17 protein-coding genes are annotated in these 21949 nt (G+C 65.6%); 9 read left to right on the forward strand and 8 right to left on the reverse strand.

Annotated elements, in window-relative coordinates:
* The first annotated feature begins 35 nt into the window (after positions 1-35).
* A complete protein-coding gene (locus QX132_RS01410; protein ID WP_315772249.1) occupies positions 36-809 on the forward strand; it encodes a hypothetical protein in 774 nt (257 codons plus the stop codon).
* A gap of 53 nt (positions 810-862) precedes the next feature.
* On the opposite strand, the gene QX132_RS01415 is transcribed toward QX132_RS01410, so the two are convergent.
* Both QX132_RS01415 and QX132_RS01420 read right to left on the reverse strand, forming a co-directional pair.
* Entirely contained in the window at positions 863-1225 is a 363-nt protein-coding gene (locus QX132_RS01415; RefSeq protein WP_315772260.1) for a hypothetical protein, read from the reverse strand.
* Between the two features lie 605 nt (positions 1226-1830).
* Entirely contained in the window at positions 1831-2382 is a 552-nt protein-coding gene (locus QX132_RS01420; protein ID WP_315780505.1) for a CreA family protein, read from the reverse strand.
* Positions 2383-2607: 225 nt separating this feature from the next.
* Here QX132_RS01420 and QX132_RS01425 point away from each other — a divergent pair, with 225 nt between their 5' ends.
* The 4 genes from QX132_RS01425 (at position 2608) to QX132_RS01440 (ending at position 6833) form a co-directional block, all read left to right on the forward strand.
* On the forward strand, positions 2608-4398 hold the full coding sequence (locus QX132_RS01425) for a L,D-transpeptidase (RefSeq protein ID WP_316159900.1): 1791 nt from the start codon (positions 2608-2610) through the stop codon (positions 4396-4398).
* A gap of 155 nt (positions 4399-4553) precedes the next feature.
* The gene (locus QX132_RS01430; RefSeq protein ID WP_316159901.1) at positions 4554-5129 is read left to right on the forward strand and encodes a glutathione peroxidase; all 576 of its coding nucleotides are present in this window, start codon (positions 4554-4556) and stop codon (positions 5127-5129) included.
* Between the two features lie 161 nt (positions 5130-5290).
* On the forward strand, positions 5291-6253 hold the full coding sequence (locus QX132_RS01435; RefSeq protein ID WP_315798822.1) for a polysaccharide deacetylase family protein: 963 nt from the start codon (positions 5291-5293) through the stop codon (positions 6251-6253).
* Between the two features lie 19 nt (positions 6254-6272).
* Positions 6273-6833: a dihydrofolate reductase gene (locus QX132_RS01440; protein ID WP_315774571.1), complete on the forward strand. Its 561-nt coding sequence runs from the start codon at positions 6273-6275 to the stop codon at positions 6831-6833.
* A 9-nt stretch (positions 6834-6842) separates the two neighbouring features.
* Here QX132_RS01440 and QX132_RS01445 read toward each other — a convergent pair whose 3' ends face one another.
* Positions 6843-7298 carry a DoxX family protein gene (locus QX132_RS01445; protein ID WP_315774570.1) on the reverse strand — a complete coding sequence of 152 codons (456 nt, stop codon included), beginning with the start codon at positions 7296-7298 and terminating at the stop codon, positions 6843-6845.
* 148 nt (positions 7299-7446) lie between these two features.
* A complete protein-coding gene (locus QX132_RS01450) occupies positions 7447-9759 on the reverse strand; it encodes an NADP-dependent malic enzyme (protein WP_315741109.1) in 2313 nt (770 codons plus the stop codon).
* 240 nt (positions 9760-9999) lie between these two features.
* On the opposite strand from QX132_RS01450, the gene QX132_RS01455 reads away from it, so the two are divergent.
* Both QX132_RS01455 and QX132_RS01460 read left to right on the forward strand, forming a co-directional pair.
* Entirely contained in the window at positions 10000-11976 is a 1977-nt protein-coding gene (locus tag QX132_RS01455) for a hypothetical protein (RefSeq protein WP_316159902.1), read from the forward strand.
* 1408 nt (positions 11977-13384) lie between these two features.
* The gene (locus QX132_RS01460) at positions 13385-14011 is read left to right on the forward strand and encodes a LysE family translocator (RefSeq protein WP_316159903.1); all 627 of its coding nucleotides are present in this window, start codon (positions 13385-13387) and stop codon (positions 14009-14011) included.
* A gap of 130 nt (positions 14012-14141) precedes the next feature.
* Here the strand turns inward: QX132_RS01460 and QX132_RS01465 are convergent, their stop codons facing one another.
* The 3 genes from QX132_RS01465 to QX132_RS01475 form a co-directional block, all read right to left on the reverse strand.
* Positions 14142-14411, reverse strand: coding sequence for a hypothetical protein (locus QX132_RS01465; RefSeq protein ID WP_316159904.1), 270 nt, complete (start codon positions 14409-14411; stop codon positions 14142-14144).
* A gap of 348 nt (positions 14412-14759) precedes the next feature.
* Positions 14760-14999, reverse strand: a complete 240-nt coding sequence (locus QX132_RS01470) for a hypothetical protein (protein WP_316159905.1) — start codon at positions 14997-14999, stop codon at positions 14760-14762.
* Between the two features lie 186 nt (positions 15000-15185).
* Positions 15186-16742: an ABC transporter substrate-binding protein gene (locus QX132_RS01475; protein ID WP_316159906.1), complete on the reverse strand. Its 1557-nt coding sequence runs from the start codon at positions 16740-16742 to the stop codon at positions 15186-15188.
* Between the two features lie 578 nt (positions 16743-17320).
* Between QX132_RS01475 and QX132_RS01480 the strand changes: the two genes are divergently transcribed.
* Complete coding sequence (locus QX132_RS01480) at positions 17321-17908, forward strand: cytochrome b (protein WP_315798815.1); 588 nt, start codon at positions 17321-17323, stop codon at positions 17906-17908.
* A 158-nt stretch (positions 17909-18066) separates the two neighbouring features.
* On the opposite strand, the gene aspS is transcribed toward QX132_RS01480, so the two are convergent.
* A complete protein-coding gene (aspS, locus tag QX132_RS01485) occupies positions 18067-19854 on the reverse strand; it encodes an aspartate--tRNA ligase (RefSeq protein WP_315780486.1) in 1788 nt (595 codons plus the stop codon).
* A 267-nt stretch (positions 19855-20121) separates the two neighbouring features.
* Here aspS and QX132_RS01490 point away from each other — a divergent pair, with 267 nt between their 5' ends.
* On the forward strand, positions 20122-21597 hold the full coding sequence (locus QX132_RS01490; RefSeq protein ID WP_316159907.1) for a protein adenylyltransferase SelO: 1476 nt from the start codon (positions 20122-20124) through the stop codon (positions 21595-21597).
* The last annotated feature ends 352 nt before the right edge of the window (positions 21598-21949 follow it).

Below are 21949 nucleotides of genomic sequence, written 5' to 3' on the forward strand. Positions count from 1 at the left end.
CCCCAATGCAGATCGCACACCGCAAGGAGCCAGCCATGATCAAGTTCACATCGCACGCACGGACACTCCAGCTGGCGCTCGCGACCGCCGTCCTGCTGCCGATGTCGGCTTCAGCGGAGACACCGATGACCGCGCGTCAGATGCTGGCCCACGCGCAAACCCAAGCTCTCAACGTCCCCGGCGACATCAAGCAGCCGGCGCCGGACAGCAGTGAAAGGATCGTCAGCGAGTCCGCCGCCTCGGGCGGTGCTTCCATCGCAGCCCCGCTTCCGGTAATCGAGCCGCCGACGCCGATCTCGGCGCCAGCATCGACGCTCACCGCATTGGCCGTGCCCGTCCCGGCACCTGAGGGGGCTTTGTTGCAATCGCGTACCAACTCACTCACGGCCGCCGCGCCCGCTGCCGAAACAGCCAAAGCGTCGAATCCAGTGCTCGCAACTCCGCCCGTGGCGGCCACCACTGAAACACGCCCTGTGGCACCGGCCGCGACGCCGCCCGCCACGGCCGCAGCTTCACCGGCCGTCGTCCCCGCAGTCGCTCCTGCTGCCGCGCCGACCCAGCCCGGTCTGACGGCCACGGCGCCCACGCAGACGACGCGGACGAAAGCGGCGACCTTGCCATCCGCCGAAAAGACTGCACTTGCGCGGCATCAGCCGACGAGTGCCGATGCGTCAGCGGCCCGCCCTGCTCCCAAGCCGCGTGCGAGATCGTCGAGGCACAGCGACGACGACGCCATCAGCACGCGGATCTCGCGCATCATGCGCCGGCCGGAGGTGCAGTCATTGATGTCGCAGTATGGCCTGGACTGACAACCAGCACCGCCGGACGATGGACGCCGATCGACGTCAGGTCCGGCGGCTGATCAGTTGGCCGGATCGAACATGCACTGCAGGGCAGGCTTCGCGATCTTGGTGAACGTAGGACCGATCTCGGCCTGCTTCGGCGCGGGCACCCAATCGGTCTCGATGGTCGGCACGCCGGTCTCACTGATGCCGCGCAGCAGCGCCTCTCGCAAGTCGGCATCCTCCACCATCGCGGCCGCATGATCATGCAGGCAGGAGCAGACAGCTTCAGGATGCGCCCACCGGTCAAGCATATGAGGCGCACATTGCCGTACGAACTCGCTGCGCAGATCGGACAATCGGGTCGTTATCCGCGCCTCGACGGAGGACCAGAAGAGGCACGACAGCACGGCAAGCGTTGCAGCACCCAGTCGAAAACGCATGGTGGACCGCTGGTATTTGTTTTTCGTCATGTCATCCACGCGGGCCCGGACGACACGATTCGCATGTCGCTGACGCCAGCATCGGTTTCATATCCGCTTCACGTTTCAAGCGGCCTGCGGCACAGGCCCAAAATGGTTTCATGGCCCCGCCGCTTCGTTTCATCGCGACCGACCCGACGACACAAAATACAATCAAAACGAGAGTGATCTAAAACCCCAAGCAGAAGAATGTTTCACTTGCCTTGGGCGAGCCAGCGCCCTCCGGGGCAGCCGTCAATTCTGCCGATGGCGAGCTTCTTAACGACCTTACGTTAACTGTGGCCGGCAGGGAGAACCTCCCAGCTCACCACGGCAACCCAGCAGCGCGCGGCGCGTTGGGAGACGACGTTGCTCCCTCAGGGTCACCATGGACAAGCGCTCGCACACACCCAAACCGAAGGTATCACGCCGCAGCTCCCTGGCTGCACCGATGGCGCAGCAGCGAACCGAGAGCTACGCCGGCTCGACGCCACAGAGCCTGGTGCGGCTGATCGGCTGCCACGATCCTGCCAAGCACAAGTTGCCCGGCAAGGCTTTCGGCAGCCGATCGTCTCGTGGCAGGTCCCTTATTGAATGAAATCGCCGCACTTCTGGACGACGCCGTCGTCGGCTTTGCCCCAAGGCATGACCGGAACAGAGGAGGTCGAGTTCTTCGGCGATCCCTCGATCAGCTTGTCTGAGTAAACCATGTAGACGAGCACGTTGCGCTTGGCGTCGCAGCCGCGAACGATCTGCATCTTCTTGAAGAACAGCGACCGTCGCTGCCGGAACATGTCGTCGGCCTGTTCGAGCTTGCGTTTGAACCTGATCGGGCCGATCTGCCGGCATGCGAGCGAGATGTCGGAGACCTCCTCGGCCAGGCCCAGCCAACCGGCATAGCCGCCCTTCTGCGGCACCGTGAAGTGGCAGGCGACGCCCTCTACCTCTGGATCATCAACGCCATAGGTCGCGAGCTTGTCATTCGGGCTGAGCAGTTTGAACACGGTCGACCGACGGAAGATCAGATCCGGCTCGTCTGCGGCGTATGCTGAGATCACAGGCGAGGACAATCCGATAAGCAGTAGGCAAACGAGGGTTTTCAGCCACAGATCAAACCGTTTGGTGGCTCTGAACGACATGTCGGTCTCCGTTATACCGCCGATGCTCGGCATACCGCCCATGTAGGGACACAAATGCCTGCAAGGAAGGCGCTCCAGCCCCTGACCTTCCACTACCCGTTTAACGGGATGTGAGGCTTTTCTGCTACGATTGGAACGAAATCACGCAGGGCAGAAGCCCAAGCTGGTGAACGCAGACTCCGTCTGCGACACTAAAGACCAGATGGTTCTTGAGGATTTGCCGGAATGCTCTGCGTTCGTGCAGCCGCCAGGGGGCGGTTCTATTGTGCAGCAATCGTTTCAGTCCCGCTTGCCATAGCAGTGACCTCACAGGCTGGCGCAGCGTCTTATTACTACTGGAACGACGCGCAGCCCATCGCCATTGCTCCGACCGTACGCCCGGCCGCTCCGCGCAAGCCCAAGGCGCGCCACCTTGAGATGCTGACCAAGACCGAGAAGGAGGCTGCCAAGCCGCAAGCGCCGCTCACGATCGCGGTGTCGATCAACAAGCAGCAGCTGAAGGTCTACGACGCAAACGGCCTGTTCGCGGAAGCACCCGTCTCGACCGGCATGAAGGGGCATTCCACGCCGATGGGCGTGTTCAGCGTCATTCAGAAGCAGAGATACCATCGCTCCAACATCTACAGCGGCGCCCCGATGCCGTTCATGCAGCGCATCACCTGGTCCGGCGTCGCGCTCCACGCGGGCGTGCTGCCGGGCTACCCGGCGTCGCATGGCTGCATCCGCATGCCGGCAAGCTTTGCAACCCGCATCTATGGCTGGACGCGGATGGGATCCCGGGTCCTGGTCACGCCGAGCGAGGTGGCTCCTGCGAGTTTCTCGCATCCGATGCTCGCTGCACTAAAGGCGCCGCAGCCGAGCGCATCGGTGCAACCCGATGCGACTGCGCCCGCAGCGATCAAGTCGGACAAGGGCACCGCCATCACCACCGCGATTACAGTCGCGACGACGGATCTGCGCGCCACGATCGGTCATGCCGAGAATCCGCGCTCCGGCGAAGGATCGCCAACCGCGTCGGGCCAGGTGCGGACCGCCGATGCCACCAACGCCAATGGGCTACCACCGAAGATCTCGGACGCTTCGCCAAGCGCCGAACCACCGCGTTCACCCGCGGCGGAGGTTCGGAGCGATGCTGCCGATCTGAAGCCCAGTGTCGCCGAGACCATGATTGAGCACGCGACCGCCGAAGCAGAGGCCAAGCCAGGCGCTCCGGCCGCGGCCAGGATCGAGCAGCAGGACGAGGCCAAGTCTGCCCCCAGCGACGTCGCTCCGGCGGGTCAGCCCACGACTGCTGCGCAGGTGGCCGCTCCGGCTATCGAGAAGCCGGCTGAGGCGTCGGCGAATGCCGAAGCCACCGGTTCAACCGAACTCAAGCCTGCTGAGTCCAAGTCGGCAGAGTCCAAGCCTGCCGACGCCCCGATCGCGGACCAGCCTGCGTCGCCGCCTCCAGTGGCGGCAGAGGCACCGGCGAAGCCAGTCGACCCCAACGATCTCGCCAAGGATCAGTCGCGTGTTGCCGCACCGGACAAGCCGATTGCGCCCAAGCCCGAATTGAAGCGCAACAGCCAGATCGCGATCTTCATCAGCCGCAAGGATTCGAAGCTGTACGTGCGGCAGAACTTCGCTCCGGTGTTCAACACCCCCGTCACCATCGCACCGGGCGACAAGCCGCTCGGCACCCACGTGTTCACCGCGACGGCTGACAAGGCCGATCCGGCGACGATGCGCTGGTCGGTCGTCTCGCTGCCCTCCTCGGCGCGGAGCGCCGCGGCGACCGATGTCGCGGCCAAGGCGGCCCGGCGCGGTAAGAGGTCCGCGGGCGCCGATGCCGAGCTGAAACAGGTCGTTCCGCTGAGCAGCGCAGCCGAGGCGCTCGATCGCATCACCATTCCCGCCGACGTCATGGCGTGGCTCGGCGAAGCCCTGTCGACCGGAAGTTCGCTGATCGTCTCCGATCAAGGCATCAACCAGGGCGAAACCGGCGAGGGCACGGAGTTCATCCTTTCGCTGCGCTGACGACCGACGACGTCCCTCTTTCCGCCCCACGGCAGGGGTATCCCGTGCCGGAACGCAGTCTGATCCAGCGCCACGTCGCGGCCGTTCAAGCAGCGGCCGGTCGAGCGCGGGCACATTCATGCTGACGGGGCTGGCTCTGCTCAGGGAGATTCACAATGATCGATCGCAGGATGGTTGTTCTCGGCATCGGCGCCTCGTTGTCGGGCGCGACGCTCACGTCGCAGGCCGCTCATGCCGACAATGCGGTGAGCAAGATGACCGCCTATCGCTTCTCCTTCCCCGCGCTGGCCGGTGAGCCGATCCGGCTCGCCGATTTCGCGGGCAAGCCGGTGCTGGTGGTCAACACGGCCTCCCAGTGCGGCTATACCCCGCAATACACCGGCCTGCAGAAGCTGTGGGGCGAGTTCCATGAGCGTGGGCTGGCGATCATCGCGGTCCCCTCCAACGACTTCAACCAGGAGCCCGGGATCGCGGGCGACATCGCCGAGCTGGCCAACAAGGAATATGGCGTCACCTTCCCGATGACCGCAAAAGCGGTGGTCACCGGTTCCAACGCCCACCCATTCTACCGCTGGGCCGCCGAGGCGCGGCCCAAGGAGACGCCGCGCTGGAACTTTCACAAATATCTGATCGGCCGTGACGGCTACATCGCCGACGTTTTCGCCTCCTCGGTCGAGCCGACGGATACGCGGGTCAAGACCGCGGTCGCCCGGCTGCTGGCGGACGGCTGAGCAACACTCGGCAGGAATGCGGCGGAAGCCGGCAACTTCCCCCGTGTTTTTGCCACGTTTCCTTTTGGCGCCCATCCGGCAGCTGGGCTAGTATCCCCAACCGGATAACGGAGCGACTCTCGACGCTGGCGCTCCCGTTGCAACAACCCCGAGGAAACACGATGCGGATTGCAGCAGGATTGGTGTTCGCGAGTTCTTTGGCGGCTTCGCTGTTGACGTCTGGCGCGGCCTGGTCGCAGGCACAGCGCACGGCGGCGGCGCCGACCCCGGCTGCTGCTGCTCCCGCACCGGCCCCTGTTCCCGCCGTGGCCGCCCAGACGCAGCCGCCGCGCGCACCCTGCATGAACCCCGAGGCGCTCGGCGTCGGCCGCACCGTCGAGATCGACACGACAGGCGGTCCGGGATTCGGCTTCGAGCACTTCAAGGACCTCGACTTCCTCAAGGATCATGAAGTGGTCCTGACGTTCGACGACGGCCCATGGCCGGAGAACACGCCCAGCGTGCTCAAGGCGCTCGCCGACCAGTGCACCACCGGCATCTTCTTCATCATCGGCAAGCATGCGACCTATTATCCGGAGATCCTGAAGCAGGTTTACAATGCCGGCCACACGGTCGGCACGCACACCTGGTCGCACGCGGCGCTGACGAACAAGAAGCTGACCGAGGATCAACGCAAGGAAGAGATCGAGCTCGGCATCAGCGCCGTGAAATGGGCGCTCGGCGGCAATTCGCCGGCGCCGTTCTTCCGCTTCCCGGCATTGCAGCATCCGCCGGAGATCGTGACCTATCTCGGCACCCGCAACATCGGCATCTTCTCCTGCGATCTCGACTCGTTCGACTTCAAGGCGCGCAATGCGCAGGCGGTGATCGACGTCACCTTCAAGAAGCTCGACAAGCTCGGCAAGGGCATCATCCTGATGCACGACTTCCACAAGCACACCGCCGAGGCCCTGCCCGAGCTGCTGCGCCGCCTGAAGGCCGGCGGCTACAAGGTGGTCGCGATGCGCGCCAAGGCGCCGGTGCAGTCGCTGCCGCAGTATGACGAGCAGCTCAGCAAGGTCGCGAAGCTGCCGACGGTGAGCCAACGGCCGGTCTCGAGCGTTGTGACGACAGTGTCCGAATGAGACAGGATTCCTTTCGTCAGTGACCAAGCTTCGTCTCGAAGGTTACGTGATCGTGTCGGCCGACGGGATGTTGGCCGACGCGAGCAATGCGATGCCGCCCGCCCTGAAATTTCCCGGCGACGCCGCATTCTTTTCCCAGGCCCTCGATGGCGCCGATCTGATCGTCCACGGCCGCAACTCCTATGAGGACCAGCCGAATTCGCCGAAGCGCCGGCGCATCGTCGTGACCGGCAAGGTCGCGGGGCTGGCGCCGGATCCGGAAAAGCCGCTCTCCACCCTTTGGAATCCGGCGGGTGCCTCGTTCGAAGCCGCCTGTGAAGCCGCGGGCGTCAGCTCTGGCACGGTGGCGGTGATCGGCGGCCCCGTCGTGTTCGAGATGTTCATGGACCGCTACGAGACCTTCTTCCTGTCGCTCGCGCCCCACGTCTCCCTGCCCGGCGGCGTGCCGTGCTTTCCCGGCATCGGTCCCGACCGTTCGCCGCAGCAGGTGCTGACGGCCCACGGCTACACGCCCGCCAATCAGCTGATGCTCGATCCCGCCCACGACGTCAGCGTGACCGCCTGGAAACGCACCGCTTGAGGCTCCCCTCTAGATGTCTCCATACGCGCTCTGCTCCGGTGCCTTCGGGCCCTTGCCGTAGCCGAAGATCATGAACAGCGCGCCGATGATCGACAGGTTCTTCAGCGCGTCGATCAGGGTCTTGGCGTTGTCGGGCGGGGCCTGGTTCCAGAAGTCATGGAAGTAGAAGATGGTCGCGCCGACGAACACGATCATCAGAGCCGCGAAGAAACGCCCGAGAAAGTTGAGCGCGATCATCACGCCGGCGAGCACCTCGAACGCGCCGGCCGCGATCGCCAGGATCTGCGGCATCGGCATCCTGGCAGCGGCCTCGAGCTGCGCCGCATAGGGCGCGAGCATCGTGGGAATCGTGACCTTGGCGGCGATGAGATCGGCGGTGGCGGGAATGCCGAACAGCTTGGTCGCGCCCGTGTAGATGAAGATCACGGCGAACAGAACGCGCCCGAATGTAATGAAACCCGGCATTCTCGCCCTCACGGATCAACTTCAAACGATGTGTCGCCGGCCCACCGGGCCGGATATGTGACGTCGCGAACGCTTTTCAACAATAAAGGCGGGCGGAATACGACCGAAACCGGACGAATTCCGCCACACTTCGATCACGCCAACAACGTCACGCAAACAGCGTCGGCTGCGCCCTCCCCGCCCGTTCCTGGGCTTCGACCGCGGCCACCGCCGTCATATTGAGAATGCCGCGCGCCGTCACCGACGGCGTCAGGATGTGCGCCGGGCGCGCCGGGCCGATCAGGATCGGCCCCACCGGGACCGCATCCGCCAGCACCTTGATCATTTGATAGGCGACGTTGGCGGCGTCGAGATTCGGCATGATCAGGACATTGGCCGAGCCTTCGAGATCCGAATGCGGCAGGATCGCCTTGCGCGCAGTCGCCGACAGCGCGGTGTCGCCCTGCATCTCGCCGTCGGCCTCGAGGTCGGGACGATGCTGCTTCAGCAATGCCGTCGCCTGCCGCATCTTGCGCGAGGACTCGGTGTCGTAGCCACCGAAATCGGAATGCGAGACGAAGGCAATCTTCGGCTTGATGTTGAATCGCGTGACGTGGTTGGCCGCGAGCGACGCCATCTCGGCGAGCTCTTCGGCCGTGGGATCCGGCCGCACCTGGGTATCGCCGATGAAATAGGCGCCCTTGCTGGTGATGGTGAGCGCCAGCGCCGCGTAGTCGCTGACCCCCGGCATGAAGCCGATGATCTCACGGACGTGGCGCAGATGGCTCATGTAGCGCCCTTCGACGCCGCAGATCATCGCATCCGCCTCGCCCCTGACGACGGCGAGCGCCGCGATCACGGTGGCGTTGGTGCGCACCACCGTGCGCGCCGCATCCGGCGTCACGCCGCGCCGTCCCGCGACCTCGATGTAGCTCTGCACATAGGAGCGGTAGCGCGGATCGTCCTCGGGGTTGACGAGGTCGAAATCACGCCCGGCCTTGATCGACAGGCCGAAGCGCTTGATGCGGGCCTCGACCACGCTGGGACGACCGACCAGGATCGGCCGCGCCAGCTTCTCCTCCAGCACGACCTGGGTGGCGCGCAGCACACGCTCGTCCTCGCCCTCGGCATAGATCACGCGGACCGGCTGCGTCTTCGCCTTGGCGAACACCGGCTTCATGACCAGGCCAGAGCGGAACGCAAAACGTTCCAGCAGCGCAGTGTACTCGTCGAAATTGGTGATCGGCCGCGTCGCGACGCCGGACTCCATCGCCGCCTTCGCCACCGCCGGCGCAATGCGCAGGATCAGGCGCGGATCGAATGGCGAGGGGATCAGCGAGCCCGGACCAAAACCCTGCGTCTCGCCGGTGTCGAAGCCGCGGCTGACCGCGTCCGACGGCGGGTCCTGGGCAAGCTGCGCGATCGCGTCGACCGCCGCCTGCTTCATCGCCTCGTTGATGGCGGTGGCGCCGACGTCGAGCGCGCCGCGGAAGATGAACGGAAAGCAGAGAACGTTGTTGACTTGGTTCGGGAAGTCCGAACGCCCGGTGCAGATCATCGCGTCCGGCCGCGCCGCGCGCGCCTCCTCCGGCATGATCTCCGGGTTGGGATTGGCCAGCGCCATGATCAGCGGCTTCTCGGCCATCTGCTTGAGCAGCTCCGGCTTTAGCACGCCGCCGGCCGAGAGACCAAGGAAGATGTCGGCGCCGCCGATCACCTCGGCCAAGGTCCGCTTGTCGGTCTTCTGCGCATAGACCGCCTTCCACGGGTCCATCAGCGTGTTGCGGCCCTCATGGACGACGCCGTCGATGTCGCAGACCCAGATGTTCTTGCGCTGCGCACCCATCGAGACCAGCAGATTGAGGCAGGCGATCGCGGCGGCGCCGGCGCCCGACGTCACGATCTTGACCTCGGAGAGCTGCTTGCCGGCCAGCGACAGCGCATTCTTGATCGCGGCGCCGACGATGATCGCGGTGCCGTGCTGGTCGTCATGGAAGACCGGGATCTTCATGCGCTCCTTGAGCCGCGCCTCGATCTCGAAGCACTCCGGTCCCTTGATGTCCTCGAGGTTGATGCCGCCGAAGGTCGGCTCCAGTGCCGCGACCGTCTCGACCACCCGATCAATCGTGTCGGCCGCGATCTCGATGTCGAACACGTCGATGCCGGCGAATTTCTTGAACAGGACCGCCTTGCCCTCCATCACCGGCTTGGACGCCAGCGGGCCAATATTGCCGAGGCCGAGCACGGCGGTACCGTTGGAGACGACGGCGACCAGGTTGGCGCGCGCAGTCAGCGTGGCGGCCTCGGCCGGGCTGTTGGCGATCTCGGTGCAGGCGGCGGCAACGCCCGGCGAATAGGCCAGCGCCAGGTCGCGCTGGTTGGCGAGCGGCTTGGTAGCCTGGATCTCCAGCTTGCCCGGCCGTGGCAGCCGGTGATAGGCCAGGGCTGCGGAACGAAGATCTTCAGAATAGGACGACGACATACGTGCTCCAGCGTTTCCGACCCGGATTTTTGGTCTCTTGAGTCTCGGTCAGACGTCGGTTTTTCCGGCCGGTGGAAGTGCATGTGATGCACGTTGGGCGGCTTTCATGCAACATCCGAAACCATGTTCGCCGGCATCCCGGGCCAGCGATTCCCCAGTTCGCAGAAGCACATCCCTACTCCATCGATTTCATTGAGACCATCATCACTTGCTGCCTAAGCCTTGGGCGGAGCACATCAAATGACCCGTATCCTGATCGGAATTCTCACGGCTGCCGCGCTGGCCGTCGCCGGCTTCGTCGGCGTGCCCTGGTACGCCCAGAGCCGCGCCGAGCGCGAGGTCGAGGCCAGCTTTGCCCAGATCCGGCAGAGCGGCGCCACGGCGACCCATGGCAAGGTCGCCTTCGACCTCTGGAGCCGCAAGTTGACCATCGCCGACGTCAAGCTCGAATCGGCCGCCCAGCCGCCGGCCAGCGTCACGCTCGGCACCATCACCGCGACCGGGCTGAGCCAGCCTGATTCCGAGCATGTCACGGCCGCCAGCATCGAGATAAGCGACATCGCCATGGCCGGCCAGATCCCCGGCCCGTCGCCGCTCCGGCTGAGCTACAAGCTGCCGCAACTGCTGGTGAAGGATTATGCCGGCCCGGCGCGGTTCGCCGCGCTCCCGGCCGGCGCCGGCATGCTCGAGACCTCCCGCGCGCTCGCCCAACAGCTCGCTACCATCAGCGCCACCTCGGCCACGGTGCCGCGGGTCACCGGCACGATGGAAGGCGGCCCCTCGGTCGGGCCGACCGAGTTCGGCTATTCCGGGCTGGTGGTGGACGACATCAAGGGCGGCCGCATCGGCAACTACAAGATCCAGGAGGTCACCTTCAGCACCGCGGCGCAACCGCCGAACGGCAAGGTCGAGACGGTGCGCGGCCGCATGCTCGACGTCGTGACCAAGGACATCGACGTCAACGCCATCGTCGCTCTGCTCGCGCCCGAGTCCGCCACCGACGATCGTGTCGTCCGCCTGAGCGGCGTCGCCGGGGCAGGCCTCTACGAGATCACGTCCGATCTCGGCATGCGCATGCACATCGACAGCCTCACGATGGACCAGTTCGGCGTGCGGCCGTCGCGCATCCAACTGCCGGCGCTGGTCGCCGCCTTGACGCCGACCTCGCCGCGAACGAGCGCCATGACGCCGGACCTCATCGACAAGGTGGCCAGCATCTATGACGGCGTCCTGTTCAAGAACGTCGAGGTCAAAGGCCTGGCGGTCGAGACGCCCGACGGCCCGGTCAAGGTCGCGCTGACGCGGTTCGACCTCGACGACGGCAAGGGCGACGTCGCGTTCGAGGGCTTCGACGGCCGGACCCCGAACGGACCGGTCAAGCTCGGCCGCTTCGCCGTGAAGCGCTTCGACATGGGCGGCCTGCTGCGCCACACCGCCAAATTCGCCGTACCGGGAGCCAAGCCCGGTCCGGCCGAAGCCCTGGCGCTGTTCAAGCTGATCGGCGGCATCGAGCTGAAGGCGCTGACGACGTCCTACAAGGCGAGCACCAAGCCGGTCCAGATCGACAATTTCAGCCTCGACTGGGGCCAGTTCGTCGGTCCCATCCCGACCCAGGCGCACCTGGTCGCCAAGATGGCCGGACCGCTCGATGCGTCCAATCCGGCCTTGCTGCCGCTGCTGGTCGCCGGCATCGACACCGCCGCCTTCGACGCCGATCTCGGCCTCGGCTGGACCGAGAGCTCGGGCGCGTTCGCGCTTCAACCGTTCAAGCTCGAGGTCAGCAACCTCATCGCAGCCTCGGCCAGCATGTCGCTGTCGCAGGTGCCGCGCGACGTGTTCACCATCGACCTGCAGCAGGCGACGACGGCCGCGGCGCAGATCGAGGCCAGCGGGCTGGAATTGACCCTGCGCGATCTCGGCGCGGTCGACGTGCTCGTCGCCAATTATGCGCGCGGTCATGCGATCACGCGGGACGCCGCGCGCAAGGCGCTGGTCGACAGCATCAAGGCGATCGGCGCGCAGGTCGCGGCCGACAACGTCGATGTCGCCGGTGCCGTCGATGCCATCAGCCGCTTCGTCGAGCGGCCGCACCAGACCTTCACGCTGAAGCTCTCGCCGCGCGCCAAGGTCCCGGCCCTGCAGCTCGCCCAGCTCATCGCCATCGACCCGCCGAGCGCGCTGGCGCAGTTCAAGATCGAGGCGCAGACCGCGCCGTAACTTGAGCCGTGACGTGGAAGGAGGAGCGAGTACCCGCCTCTCTCCTCCGTCATTCCGGGGCGCGCGCAGCGCGAGCTCGGAGTCCATAGTCACGACTCTGCGCGAGGATCGAGACGCCTGAACGCACGACATTCTTCACCAACTACTGTTCGGGAGTATGGATTCCGGGCTCGCGCTGCGCGCGCCCCGGAATGACGACGGAGGGATTCCGCATGGGCTGACATCGGCGCCGACGGTGAGGACCGCGCGGGACCCATGACGTCCGCTCTAACCATGTCGCCGATTCATGCGCATGAACTCAACCCGCGCCTCCACGATCTCGCGGCTTTCTCCACCCGAGTTCGTCCGGTCGTTCGGCCCTCTCTCATTCGAAGAGGGCGCAGGGAATGCCGGGTGAAGGCCTCACCCATGGCCCGCCTGCGAAAAAAATGCAGGCGGCAGGTACCACAGGTGCTGCCGATCATCCGGCATTCCCTGCGCGGTGGGCTTTTCGGCTGCTTCGCGCTCTCCCCGGGGACCGGCTTGTTTGCCCCCGTCATTCGCGCAATGCCGGAAGGCATCGGCGCGAGCTTGACACCAGCATCGGGGTGTCAGGACCACGCGACTTGACCGCCCGCAACCCGCCGTTCGTCCGCGCGCTCACACGCGTTGCGACAGACTGCGGCCACCGCCTCCCCGCCTCACGTCTCGTGACGACCGCGAACCGTCCCTCTTCATCGAGGCGGGATGGCCGGAAATGTGAAGGTGATTTGCCCGACGGTGCAAGCCCCGATGCTGCGACAAACTAACACGACGGGCAATTGGCGCATGACGGAGATGCGAAGAGTGCCCGTCGGGCAGAGTGCAACGTAGCTACTGCGATCATGTGAGAACCGTGAGAGATGTCGACGCGTATCGCAAGATGTAGGGCCTATGGGCCGGCCTCCCCACCGGATGCCGTGATCCAAAGAACGCAACATAACAATCGTAGCCGCCGATCTCTTCCTCCAGCCAACAGTGCACGACGACGCCATATTCAGGGACACCATCCTCGACACCATCGTAACGGACCGCCGTTCCCGGCAACAGATATCCGTCAGGAGTAGATTGATTGCTGGACATGCGAACTTGTTCTTCCTCAATGCTGTCGTCCAGGCGAACCCGGCCGGGCTTGCACCAAACGGGCTCCATACTCACGGGATTTGGTTGGAGGGCGCGCACTCGTCGCTCAAAACGTTTTCTCACAATAACCTGCTGCGGTTGGGTCCCGGGTCGGCGCCGTACCGCGCTGTCGCGCGGCACGGCTTGCCCGGGACGACAGCGGAGGCGGGCCGCTATAGCTTTCTCTCGAAACACGCCGCCCTGAGTCCGCTTTGCTACGTCCGAAGGATTGCCCTACACATCTCCCCTCACCCAACAAAGAAATCCGATGCCCGACGTCCCGACCTTCCTTTTTTTCCTTTCCGCCGCGCTGGTCGTCGCGCTGACGCCAGGGCCGGGCATCTTCTACATCGTGGCGCGCACGCTGGCCGGCGGGCAGAGCGAGGGGCTGGCGTCCAGCGTGGGGCTCGGGCTCGGTGGCCTCGTGCACGTGTTCGCCGGTGGACTCGGGCTATCGGCGCTGATGATGGCGAGCGCGGAAGCGTTCACCGCACTGAAGATCGCCGGTGCTTTCTATCTCATCTGGCTCGGCATCAAGACCTGGCGTGAGGCCTGGGGCGCAGAACCGACCGAAGTAACGACGACCGGCAGCCGGCGCGCGTTTCGCGAGGGCATCATCGTCGAGGCGCTGAACCCGAAGACGGCGGCGTTCTTCCTCGCCTTCATCCCGCAATTCCTCGACCCCGCAGGGCATATCGGCGCGCAGTTCGTCGTGCTCGGGCTGATCTCCGTGGCGCTCAACACCAGCGTCGACCTGGTCGTGACGGTCTGGGCCGCCAAGGCGCGGCATCGTCTCGTCAGCCGGCCGAGCCTCGTGATGCGGATGCGGCAGGCGTCCGGCGCCGTCATGTGCGGCCTCGGTGGCGCGCTGTTGCTGGCGCGGCGCACGAGCTGACGACCAGGCTGGCATTGGCGCCAAGTCACGTTGGGCGCCAAGTCACGTTGCATACACGTTGCCGCGGCGTGCCGGCGTGGCCGTGCCCGCGCACACGAGCCGACGCCGCTTTGCGGCCACCCCTGCCGGGCTAGTCGCGATAGCGGCAGAGCTCGTCGCCATTCTCGTATTCGTAGCAGATCTTGACGCGCCGGTAGGGCCGATCCCCCTCGGAGCTGCGCGCGCGACGATCCATGTCGTCATCATCGCGCTGCATTCGCGCGTTTCGGCCCGTGGTGCGATGATCCATGTCCTGATCCATCATCCGGCCCATGCGGTGCTGGCGCATCCGATCCATGTCCATGCGATCCATGCCCATGCGGTCGTCGTCGCGCTGCTGTGCCGTCCAGTCGCGGTTCACCCGCGTGTCTTCGGCACTCTGGCGCTCGCGTTCACGAGCCCGGTCCGACTGCTGGGGCGTACGTTCCGGCTGCACCGGAACGGCCTGGGTTTGGCCGGTTCCCGCCGTGCTGTCGGCCTGCTGAGCGGACGCTCCCGCGGAGAGGAGACAAGAGGATATCAATAGGACGGTCGCTGCTGTCGGAACGCGCATGGTTCATCCTCCAAGAGAAGGCTGTCTAACCGTGCGGGTCAGCGTTGGTTCGAACGACACCTGCTCTTTCGATGCTGCGCCGCAAAGCAAATGACAGCCGGACGCAGAAGCGAGCTGAAGTGCTGAGCCAGGGCGGTCGCCGGTTGCTCTCTGGCGTCAGCCCGAGATCAGGTCGTGGTTGATTCCACGCCGGCGCCAATATCGCGCGCGCAGCCGCGGTGCGATCTGCCACGAGACAATGGCTGACAGCACCACGCTCAGGGCAATCATGACCGGCATTGCGAGCATCGCGTGATTGCCGAGCGGCGTGAGAAGAATCGTCAGAACTCCCGCACCGAACAGCACGGCCTGAACCATCATGAAGACCATCGCCGAAATCTGTGTTCGCATGGACATTGCGGTCGCTCACGGTTGTTGCGCCTGCAAGTCAATGAAGTATCCGTCGAACAGTTCCGGCTCACCATGGTCTCGAGGTCGGATCCGTGTCGCCCGGCCGGCCGCAAGCCGGCCGGGGGGACGTCGTTTGCACTGCGGCGCTGACGGGGGACGACAAGCTCGGCTGCGTCGTGCCGCCCCCGCCCGTCATTCCAGCTCGATCGCCTGGTAGGTGCCGGTCTCGTCGAGCGCGGTGCCCCAGATCTTGTGCGAGGCCTGGTGCTCGGCGCGTCCGAAGGAGAGCTTGCTGCCGAGCCCGAGGTCGATGCTCTGCATCGACTCCAGCGTGTCGACCAGTCGTTCGGTCTCGAGCGGCGTTGTCTGCTTCAGCGCCTGGATCAGGATGCTCGCCGAGATGAAGCCCTCGAGCGAGGTGTAGTCCGGCGCCTCGCCGGGGAAGTACTTTTCCAGCGCGGTCTTGTAGTCGAGCACCAGGCTCGAAAAGCCGGCGACCGATGGAACGCCCTGCGTGACGATGACGCCGTTGGTATATTTCGAGCCGAGCAGCTTCAGCTCGGCGGCGAGCGACGACGATCCGACCGCCGAGATGTTGGCGTAGATCAGCCCCGGAACCGCCTCGTGGGTCTTCTCGATGAATTTCGCCGCCGCGCGGTCGGTCGCGATCATGATCACGGCCTTGATCGGTGGCTTGGTCTGCGCCTTCAGCTTTCCGACGGCCTCGTCGACGTCGAGCGAGCCGCGCGGGAAGCCATAGCGGATGATCGGATCGGTGATGCCGAGCGCGCGGAATGCCTTGGCGACGCCGTTGGCGCCGTCGTCGCCATAGGCGTCGTTCTGCGCGAATACGGCGATCTGCTTCGCCGGGATGCGCTTGACCTTCATCAGGTAGCGCACGATCGCCGCGGTCTCTTCCGCATAGCTCGCACGATAGTTGAAGACGTAGCGGTCGGGCGGATCGCGGCGGACGACGGCGGAGCCGCTGTAGGGCGCGAAGAACAGCGCGCGGCGCTCCAGCGCGTAGGGGATCGCCACCGCGTTGTTGGCGGTGCCCATGTTGCCGATATAGCCGAACACCTGGTCCTTCTCGTAGAGCTGCGTCATCGCACCCAGCGTCCGCGTGGGATCATAGCCGTCGTCGGCCGCGATCAGCCGCAGCTTGCGGCCGTTGATCCCGCCGGCGTCGTTGGCGCGATTGAAGGCGGTCTCGATGCCGAGCTTCATCTGGCGCGCGGACTCCTTGCGGACTCCGGAGAACGGGATGACGGTGCCGAACCGGATCTCGGTGTCGCTGACGCCGTGCGGAAGCGGAGGCGGCAGGTTGGCCGTGGGCTGCGTCGACGCGGCTGCGGTCGAGGGCGCCAGCGCGAAGGACAGCGACGGAGCCGCCGACTGCTGCTGGCTGAGCGACCGCTCCAGCTCCGCCAATTGGCGTTCTGCGGTCTGACAGCTCACCTGCGAGGACGCGACCCGGCCGCGGCCCTCGGCGATGTAGCTGTTGAAGGTGCGAATGAGCCCATCGCGCTCGCCGCCGTTCGAAGAGCCCTGGCGGATCACTTCGCTGAACTGATCGATGATGGTCTGGACGCGCCCCTGGGCGATCTCGCGGCACGTCGCGGCCTGGCCGACGACCGGACCGACGCGGGCGGCGAGATCACGAACGACATCGGGGGAAATGGGAGCAGCGGAGGCGGCAGGGACGAAGAAGCAGGTTCCGAGAAGGAGCGCACACCAGCGAACGGTCATTTTGAACTATCCGTCTTCTTGTGATTGGTTGGCTAAGTTCACACCATGAGTCAGACAGGCTTCCTATTAAGGACAGGTTGCATGACACCGCAATATCCATTCGGCCGATCGCGGTCGCCTGGAACTCATAGCGGGGCGCACTGCTCGATCGTGTTTCGCGCCGTGTCGCGCAACCCGCCGAACTAACAGGCGGCACGAACGATTAGTTCTCAGAATCAACAGTTTGCCGCGGGGCATGGCGACCGGCTTCACCGGCCGGTCAAAGAGCTCAGCGCGATGCGCGAGGCGTCTCCGGAGCCGCCTGGACGCCATCGGGATGCCCGGACGAAGTTGTTCGCAGTCTTAACCAGCATTAACGCGAGACCATCAAATGCCGGGCGACGCCTTCAAGGCTGGGTCATCTTGCGCCGCAGTCTCGAGTCACCGGCGACGACATGCCGCAGCTCAGCATCCGATAACGACGAGGTGAGACTGAATTGACGGGAGAAGCGTCCTGACCCGCCGGCCCATCGCTGGCTCGCTGCCGATTTTGGCGATAGCAGCAGATCGCAGCTCATAGCGGTGGGAAGAGGTTCGTGATGCCATGGAAGAATACGACGATGGAGTTCGGTGCGATCGCCAAGCTCTTCCACTGGACCGGCGCCGCGGCCTTCATCGCGGCCTATGCCGTCGTGTACTATGTCATCTGGTTCATGGATGACACTTCCCCGGACGCCTTGCCCGTGCTCAACGTCCATTGGGTGCTGGGCATGATCGTCGGCCTGTCCGTCCTGCCTCGCCTGCTGTGGCGGCTCGTCAACGTTCAGCCCGATCAGCCGCATGCATCACATGCCGAGGCGTGGCTCGCGCACGCCGCGCATTGGGGATTGTACGTGCTGCTGATCCTGATGCCGCTGACCGGCTATATCGGCACCGATGCCGCCACCGACTTCGGAGCGTTCGCGCTGCCGAACTTCCGTGAGACGGCGCTATTCGGCTGGATCGAGACGCGCTGGGGGATCACCTGGGAGGCGTTCGAGCCGCCGGTCGACGCAATCCACCATGTCGTCGGCAAATGGATCGCGTGGATCGTGGTGGCCCTGCACGTCGCGGCCGCGCTGTTTCATCACGTCGTCCGCCGCGACGGCGTCCTGACACGGATGCTGCCGGGCCGTTCGGCCGCGTGAACGATGCGCGACCCGTGACGACCGCTCTGCGATCCCCACACGATCGTCATTGCGAGGAGCCGCAGGCGACGAAGCAATCCAGAGTCCTCGTGCCACCCCGGATTGCTTCGCTGCGCTCGCAATGACGAAGATTCGAGCATCAACCTCAGTCCGCCGAACTACTTGTTCGGCAGGTTGGTCTTGATGTGCAGCTCGCGCAGCTGCTTCGTGCTGGCTTCCGACGGCGCGCCCATCAGCAGGTCCATGGCCTGCTGGTTCATCGGGAACAGCGAGATCTCGCGCAGGTTGGTGGTGCCGCAGAGCAGCATCACGATGCGGTCGACACCGGCGGCCATGCCGCCATGCGGCGGGGCGCCATACTGGAAGGCGCGGTACATGCCGCCGAAGCGGTCGACCACCTCCTGCTCGCCGTAACCTGCGATCTCGAACGCCTTCACCATCGCCGCCGGCTTGTGGTTGCGGATGCCGCCGGAGGCGATCTCGTAGCCGTTGCAGGTGATGTCGTACTGGAACGCCTTGATGGTCAGCGGGTCCTGCGTCTGCAGCGCCTCGAGGCCGCCCTGCGGCATGGAGAACGGGTTGTGCGAGAAGTCGACCTTCTTGTCGTCCTCATTGTACTCGTACATCGGGAAGTCGACGATCCAGGCCAGCTTGAACTGATCCTTGTCGGCGAGGTTCAGCTCGTCCGAGACCTTGTTGCGGGCGAGGCCTGCGAACTTCCAGAACTTGTCGGGATCGCCGGCGACGAAGAAGGCAGCGTCGCCCTCCTTGGTGCCGAGCTGGCTGCGGATCGCAGCCGTGCGCTCCGGACCGATGTTGTTCGCCAGGGGACCTGCGCCCTCGCCGCCCTCGCGCCACATGATGTAGCCGAGGCCGGGCTGGCCCTCGCCCTGCGCCCACGAGTTCATGCGGTCGCAGAAGGCGCGGCTGCCGCCGGATGGCGCCGGGATCGCCCAGACCTGGTTCTTGGGGTCCTCGAGCATGCGCGCGAACACCTTGAAGCCGGAGCCGCGGAAGTGCTCGGAAACGTCGGCCATCTCGATCGGGTTGCGCAGATCAGGCTTGTCGGAGCCGTATTTGCGGATCGCCTCGGCGAACGGGATGCGCGGCCAACCCTTGGTCACCGGCTTGCCCTTGGCGAAGTCCTCGAACACCCCGGTGATGACCGGCTCCATCGCCGCGAACACATCCTCCTGCTCGACGAAGCTCATCTCGACGTCGAGCTGGTAGAACTCGCCCGGCAGGCGGTCGGCGCGCGGATCCTCGTCGCGGAAGCACGGCGCGATCTGGAAGTAGCGATCGAAGCCCGACATCATCAGCAGCTGCTTGTACTGCTGCGGCGCCTGCGGCAGTGCGTAGAACTTGCCGGGATGGATGCGCGACGGCACCAGGAAGTCGCGCGCGCCCTCCGGCGACGACGCGGTCAGGATCGGCGTCTGGAATTCGAAGAAGCCCTGCTCCTTCATGCGCCGGCGCATCGAATCGATGATCGCGCCCCGCGTCATGATGTTCTGGTGCAGCTTCTCGCGACGCAGGTCGAGGAAGCGGTATTTCAGCCGGATGTCCTCGGGGTACTCCTGCTCGCCGAACACCGGCAGCGGCAGCTCGTCCGCGGGGCCGAGCACCTCGATGTCGGACACGTAGAGCTCGATCTTGCCGGTCGGCAGATCATCATTGTCGGTGCTCTTGTTGTCGGCGCCGGCCGGGCGGCGGCGCACCTTGCCCTCCATGCGCACGACCCATTCCGAGCGCAGCTTCTCGGCCAGGCTGAACGCCGGCGAGTCCGGATCGACCACGCATTGGGTGATGCCGTAATGGTCGCGCAGGTCGACGAACAGGACGCCGCCATGGTCGCGGATGCGATGGCACCAGCCGGACAGCCGGACCGTCTCTCCGATGTTGCTCTCGCGGAGCGCGCCGCAGGTGTGGGTCCGGTAGCGATGCATGGTCGTCCTGAATGGTCGTCGTGAGGAGAAGGAATCGGCGCAGCCCTTAAAGGCGCGCTCCGAATGCGCGCAGGGTTTAGCCGAGCCGCCCCGGCGCGGCAACCGCAGGAACGGCTCCTTTTCCGCCTCGCAGCGGGGAAAAGGCCGCCTCGCTCGAGCCACCGATGCAACCAGGCGCGCTGCCGCCGAATTGAGCTGGTGCTGAAACGCTCATCTGGCGGCCGTTTGGGCTCGAAAAGCGGCCTCCTCGCGCCTATCTTGGAAGGTATGACCGTGCATTTCCCCTTCCAGAACTCCTACGCCACGCTGCCGGACAATTTCTTTGCCCGGGTGGCGCCGACCCCCGTCGCAGCGCCTCGTCTCATCAAGCTGAACCGGCCTCTCGCCGCGGAGCTCGGGCTGAACCCGGCCGAGCTGGAGACGCCGGAGGGCGCCGAGATCCTGGCCGGCAAGACCGTGCCCGAGGGGGCCGAGCCGATCGCGATGGCCTATGCCGGCCACCAGTTCGGGCATTTCGTGCCGCAGCTCGGCGACGGCCGGGCGATCCTGCTTGGCGAGGTGGTCGACCGCAACGGCGTCCGCCGCGACATCCAGCTCAAGGGCTCCGGGCCGACCCCGTTCTCGCGCCGCGGCGATGGCCGTGCCGCGCTGGGGCCGGTGCTGCGCGAATACATCGTCAGCGAGGCGATGGCGGCGCTCGGCATCCCGACCACCCGGTCGCTGGCGGCGGTCGTCACCGGCGAGCAGGTCTATCGCGGCACGGCGCTGCCCGGCGCGGTGCTCACACGGGTCGCCACCAGCCACATCCGGGTCGGCACGTTCCAGTATTTCGCCGCGCGCCAGGACACCGACGCCGTGCGCCGGCTCGCCGACCACGTCATCAGCCGGCATTATCCGGACCTCGCCGGAACCGAGCGGCCCTACCACGCTCTGCTCGACGCCGTGATCACGCGGCAGGCGCGGCTGATCGCGGACTGGCTGCTAATCGGCTTCATCCACGGTGTCATGAACACCGACAACACTTCGGTGTCCGGCGAGACCATCGATTACGGCCCCTGCGCCTTCATGGACGGCTACGACCCGAAGCAGGTGTTCTCCTCGATCGACGAGTTCGGCCGCTACGCCTTCGCCAACCAGCCGCGCATCGCGATGTGGAACCTGACCCGGCTCGCCGAATGCCTGCTGCCGCTGTTCGGCGACGACAAGGACCAGGCGATCAAGGAGGCCGAAGCCGCGCTCGACGGCTTTGCCGCCCAGTTCACCGACGCGCACCAGGCGGGGCTGCGCCGCAAGCTCGGCCTGTTCATGCAACGCGAGGGCGACCAGCCGCTGGCGCAGGCATTGTTCGATGCGATGGCGGCGGCCCGAGCCGATTTCACGCTGACGTTCCGCCGTCTCAGCGACGCCGCCGGCAGCGGCGATCTCAGCGAGGTCCGCGCCCTGTTCGAGGATCCCACGGACTTCGACGAATGGGCTCAGCGCTGGCGCCGGCGCCTCGCGGAGGAACCGCAGACGGCGGCGGAGCGGGGCGAGGCCATGCGCAAGGTCAATCCGGCCTTCATCCCGCGCAACCACCGCATCGAGGCGGTCATCACCGCGGCGGTCGAGAACGACGACTACGCGCCGTTCGAGGAGCTTCATGCGGTGCTGGCCCGGCCGTACGACGACCAGCCGGACCAGGCCGCCTATGCCGAGCCGCCGCAGCCCCAGGAACGCGTGCTGCAGACGTTCTGCGGCACGTAAACGGCAAGCTCCCTGCCTTAACCTCGCGTCCACCATGGCCGGCGTCACGCCCGGGTCCTTAAGAAACGATCAACGCAGCCCCGACAAGTTGAAGCAACAAGTCGGGAGGTCGCGCACGTGGACGCGCTGGTGTTCGAATTCATGGGTCTGGCGATGATCGCCTTGTGCCTGATCGTGCTCGCCGTGCCCTCGGCGCGGCGGCCGTCGGGCCGCGTCCGGCATCACTGAGGCCACCCCGGACCGCCCATCGTCAACCATAGAGCGATCAGCTGACACCGGAGCGCTTGCGTTCCGGGCGGTTTGGGCCGACAAGCGAAGACGAATTTCGTTCCTTCCCCTTTGCCGACACCCT

It is taken from the genome of Bradyrhizobium sp. SZCCHNRI20481, from assembly GCF_032485055.1.
Lineage (GTDB): Bacteria > Pseudomonadota > Alphaproteobacteria > Rhizobiales > Xanthobacteraceae > Bradyrhizobium.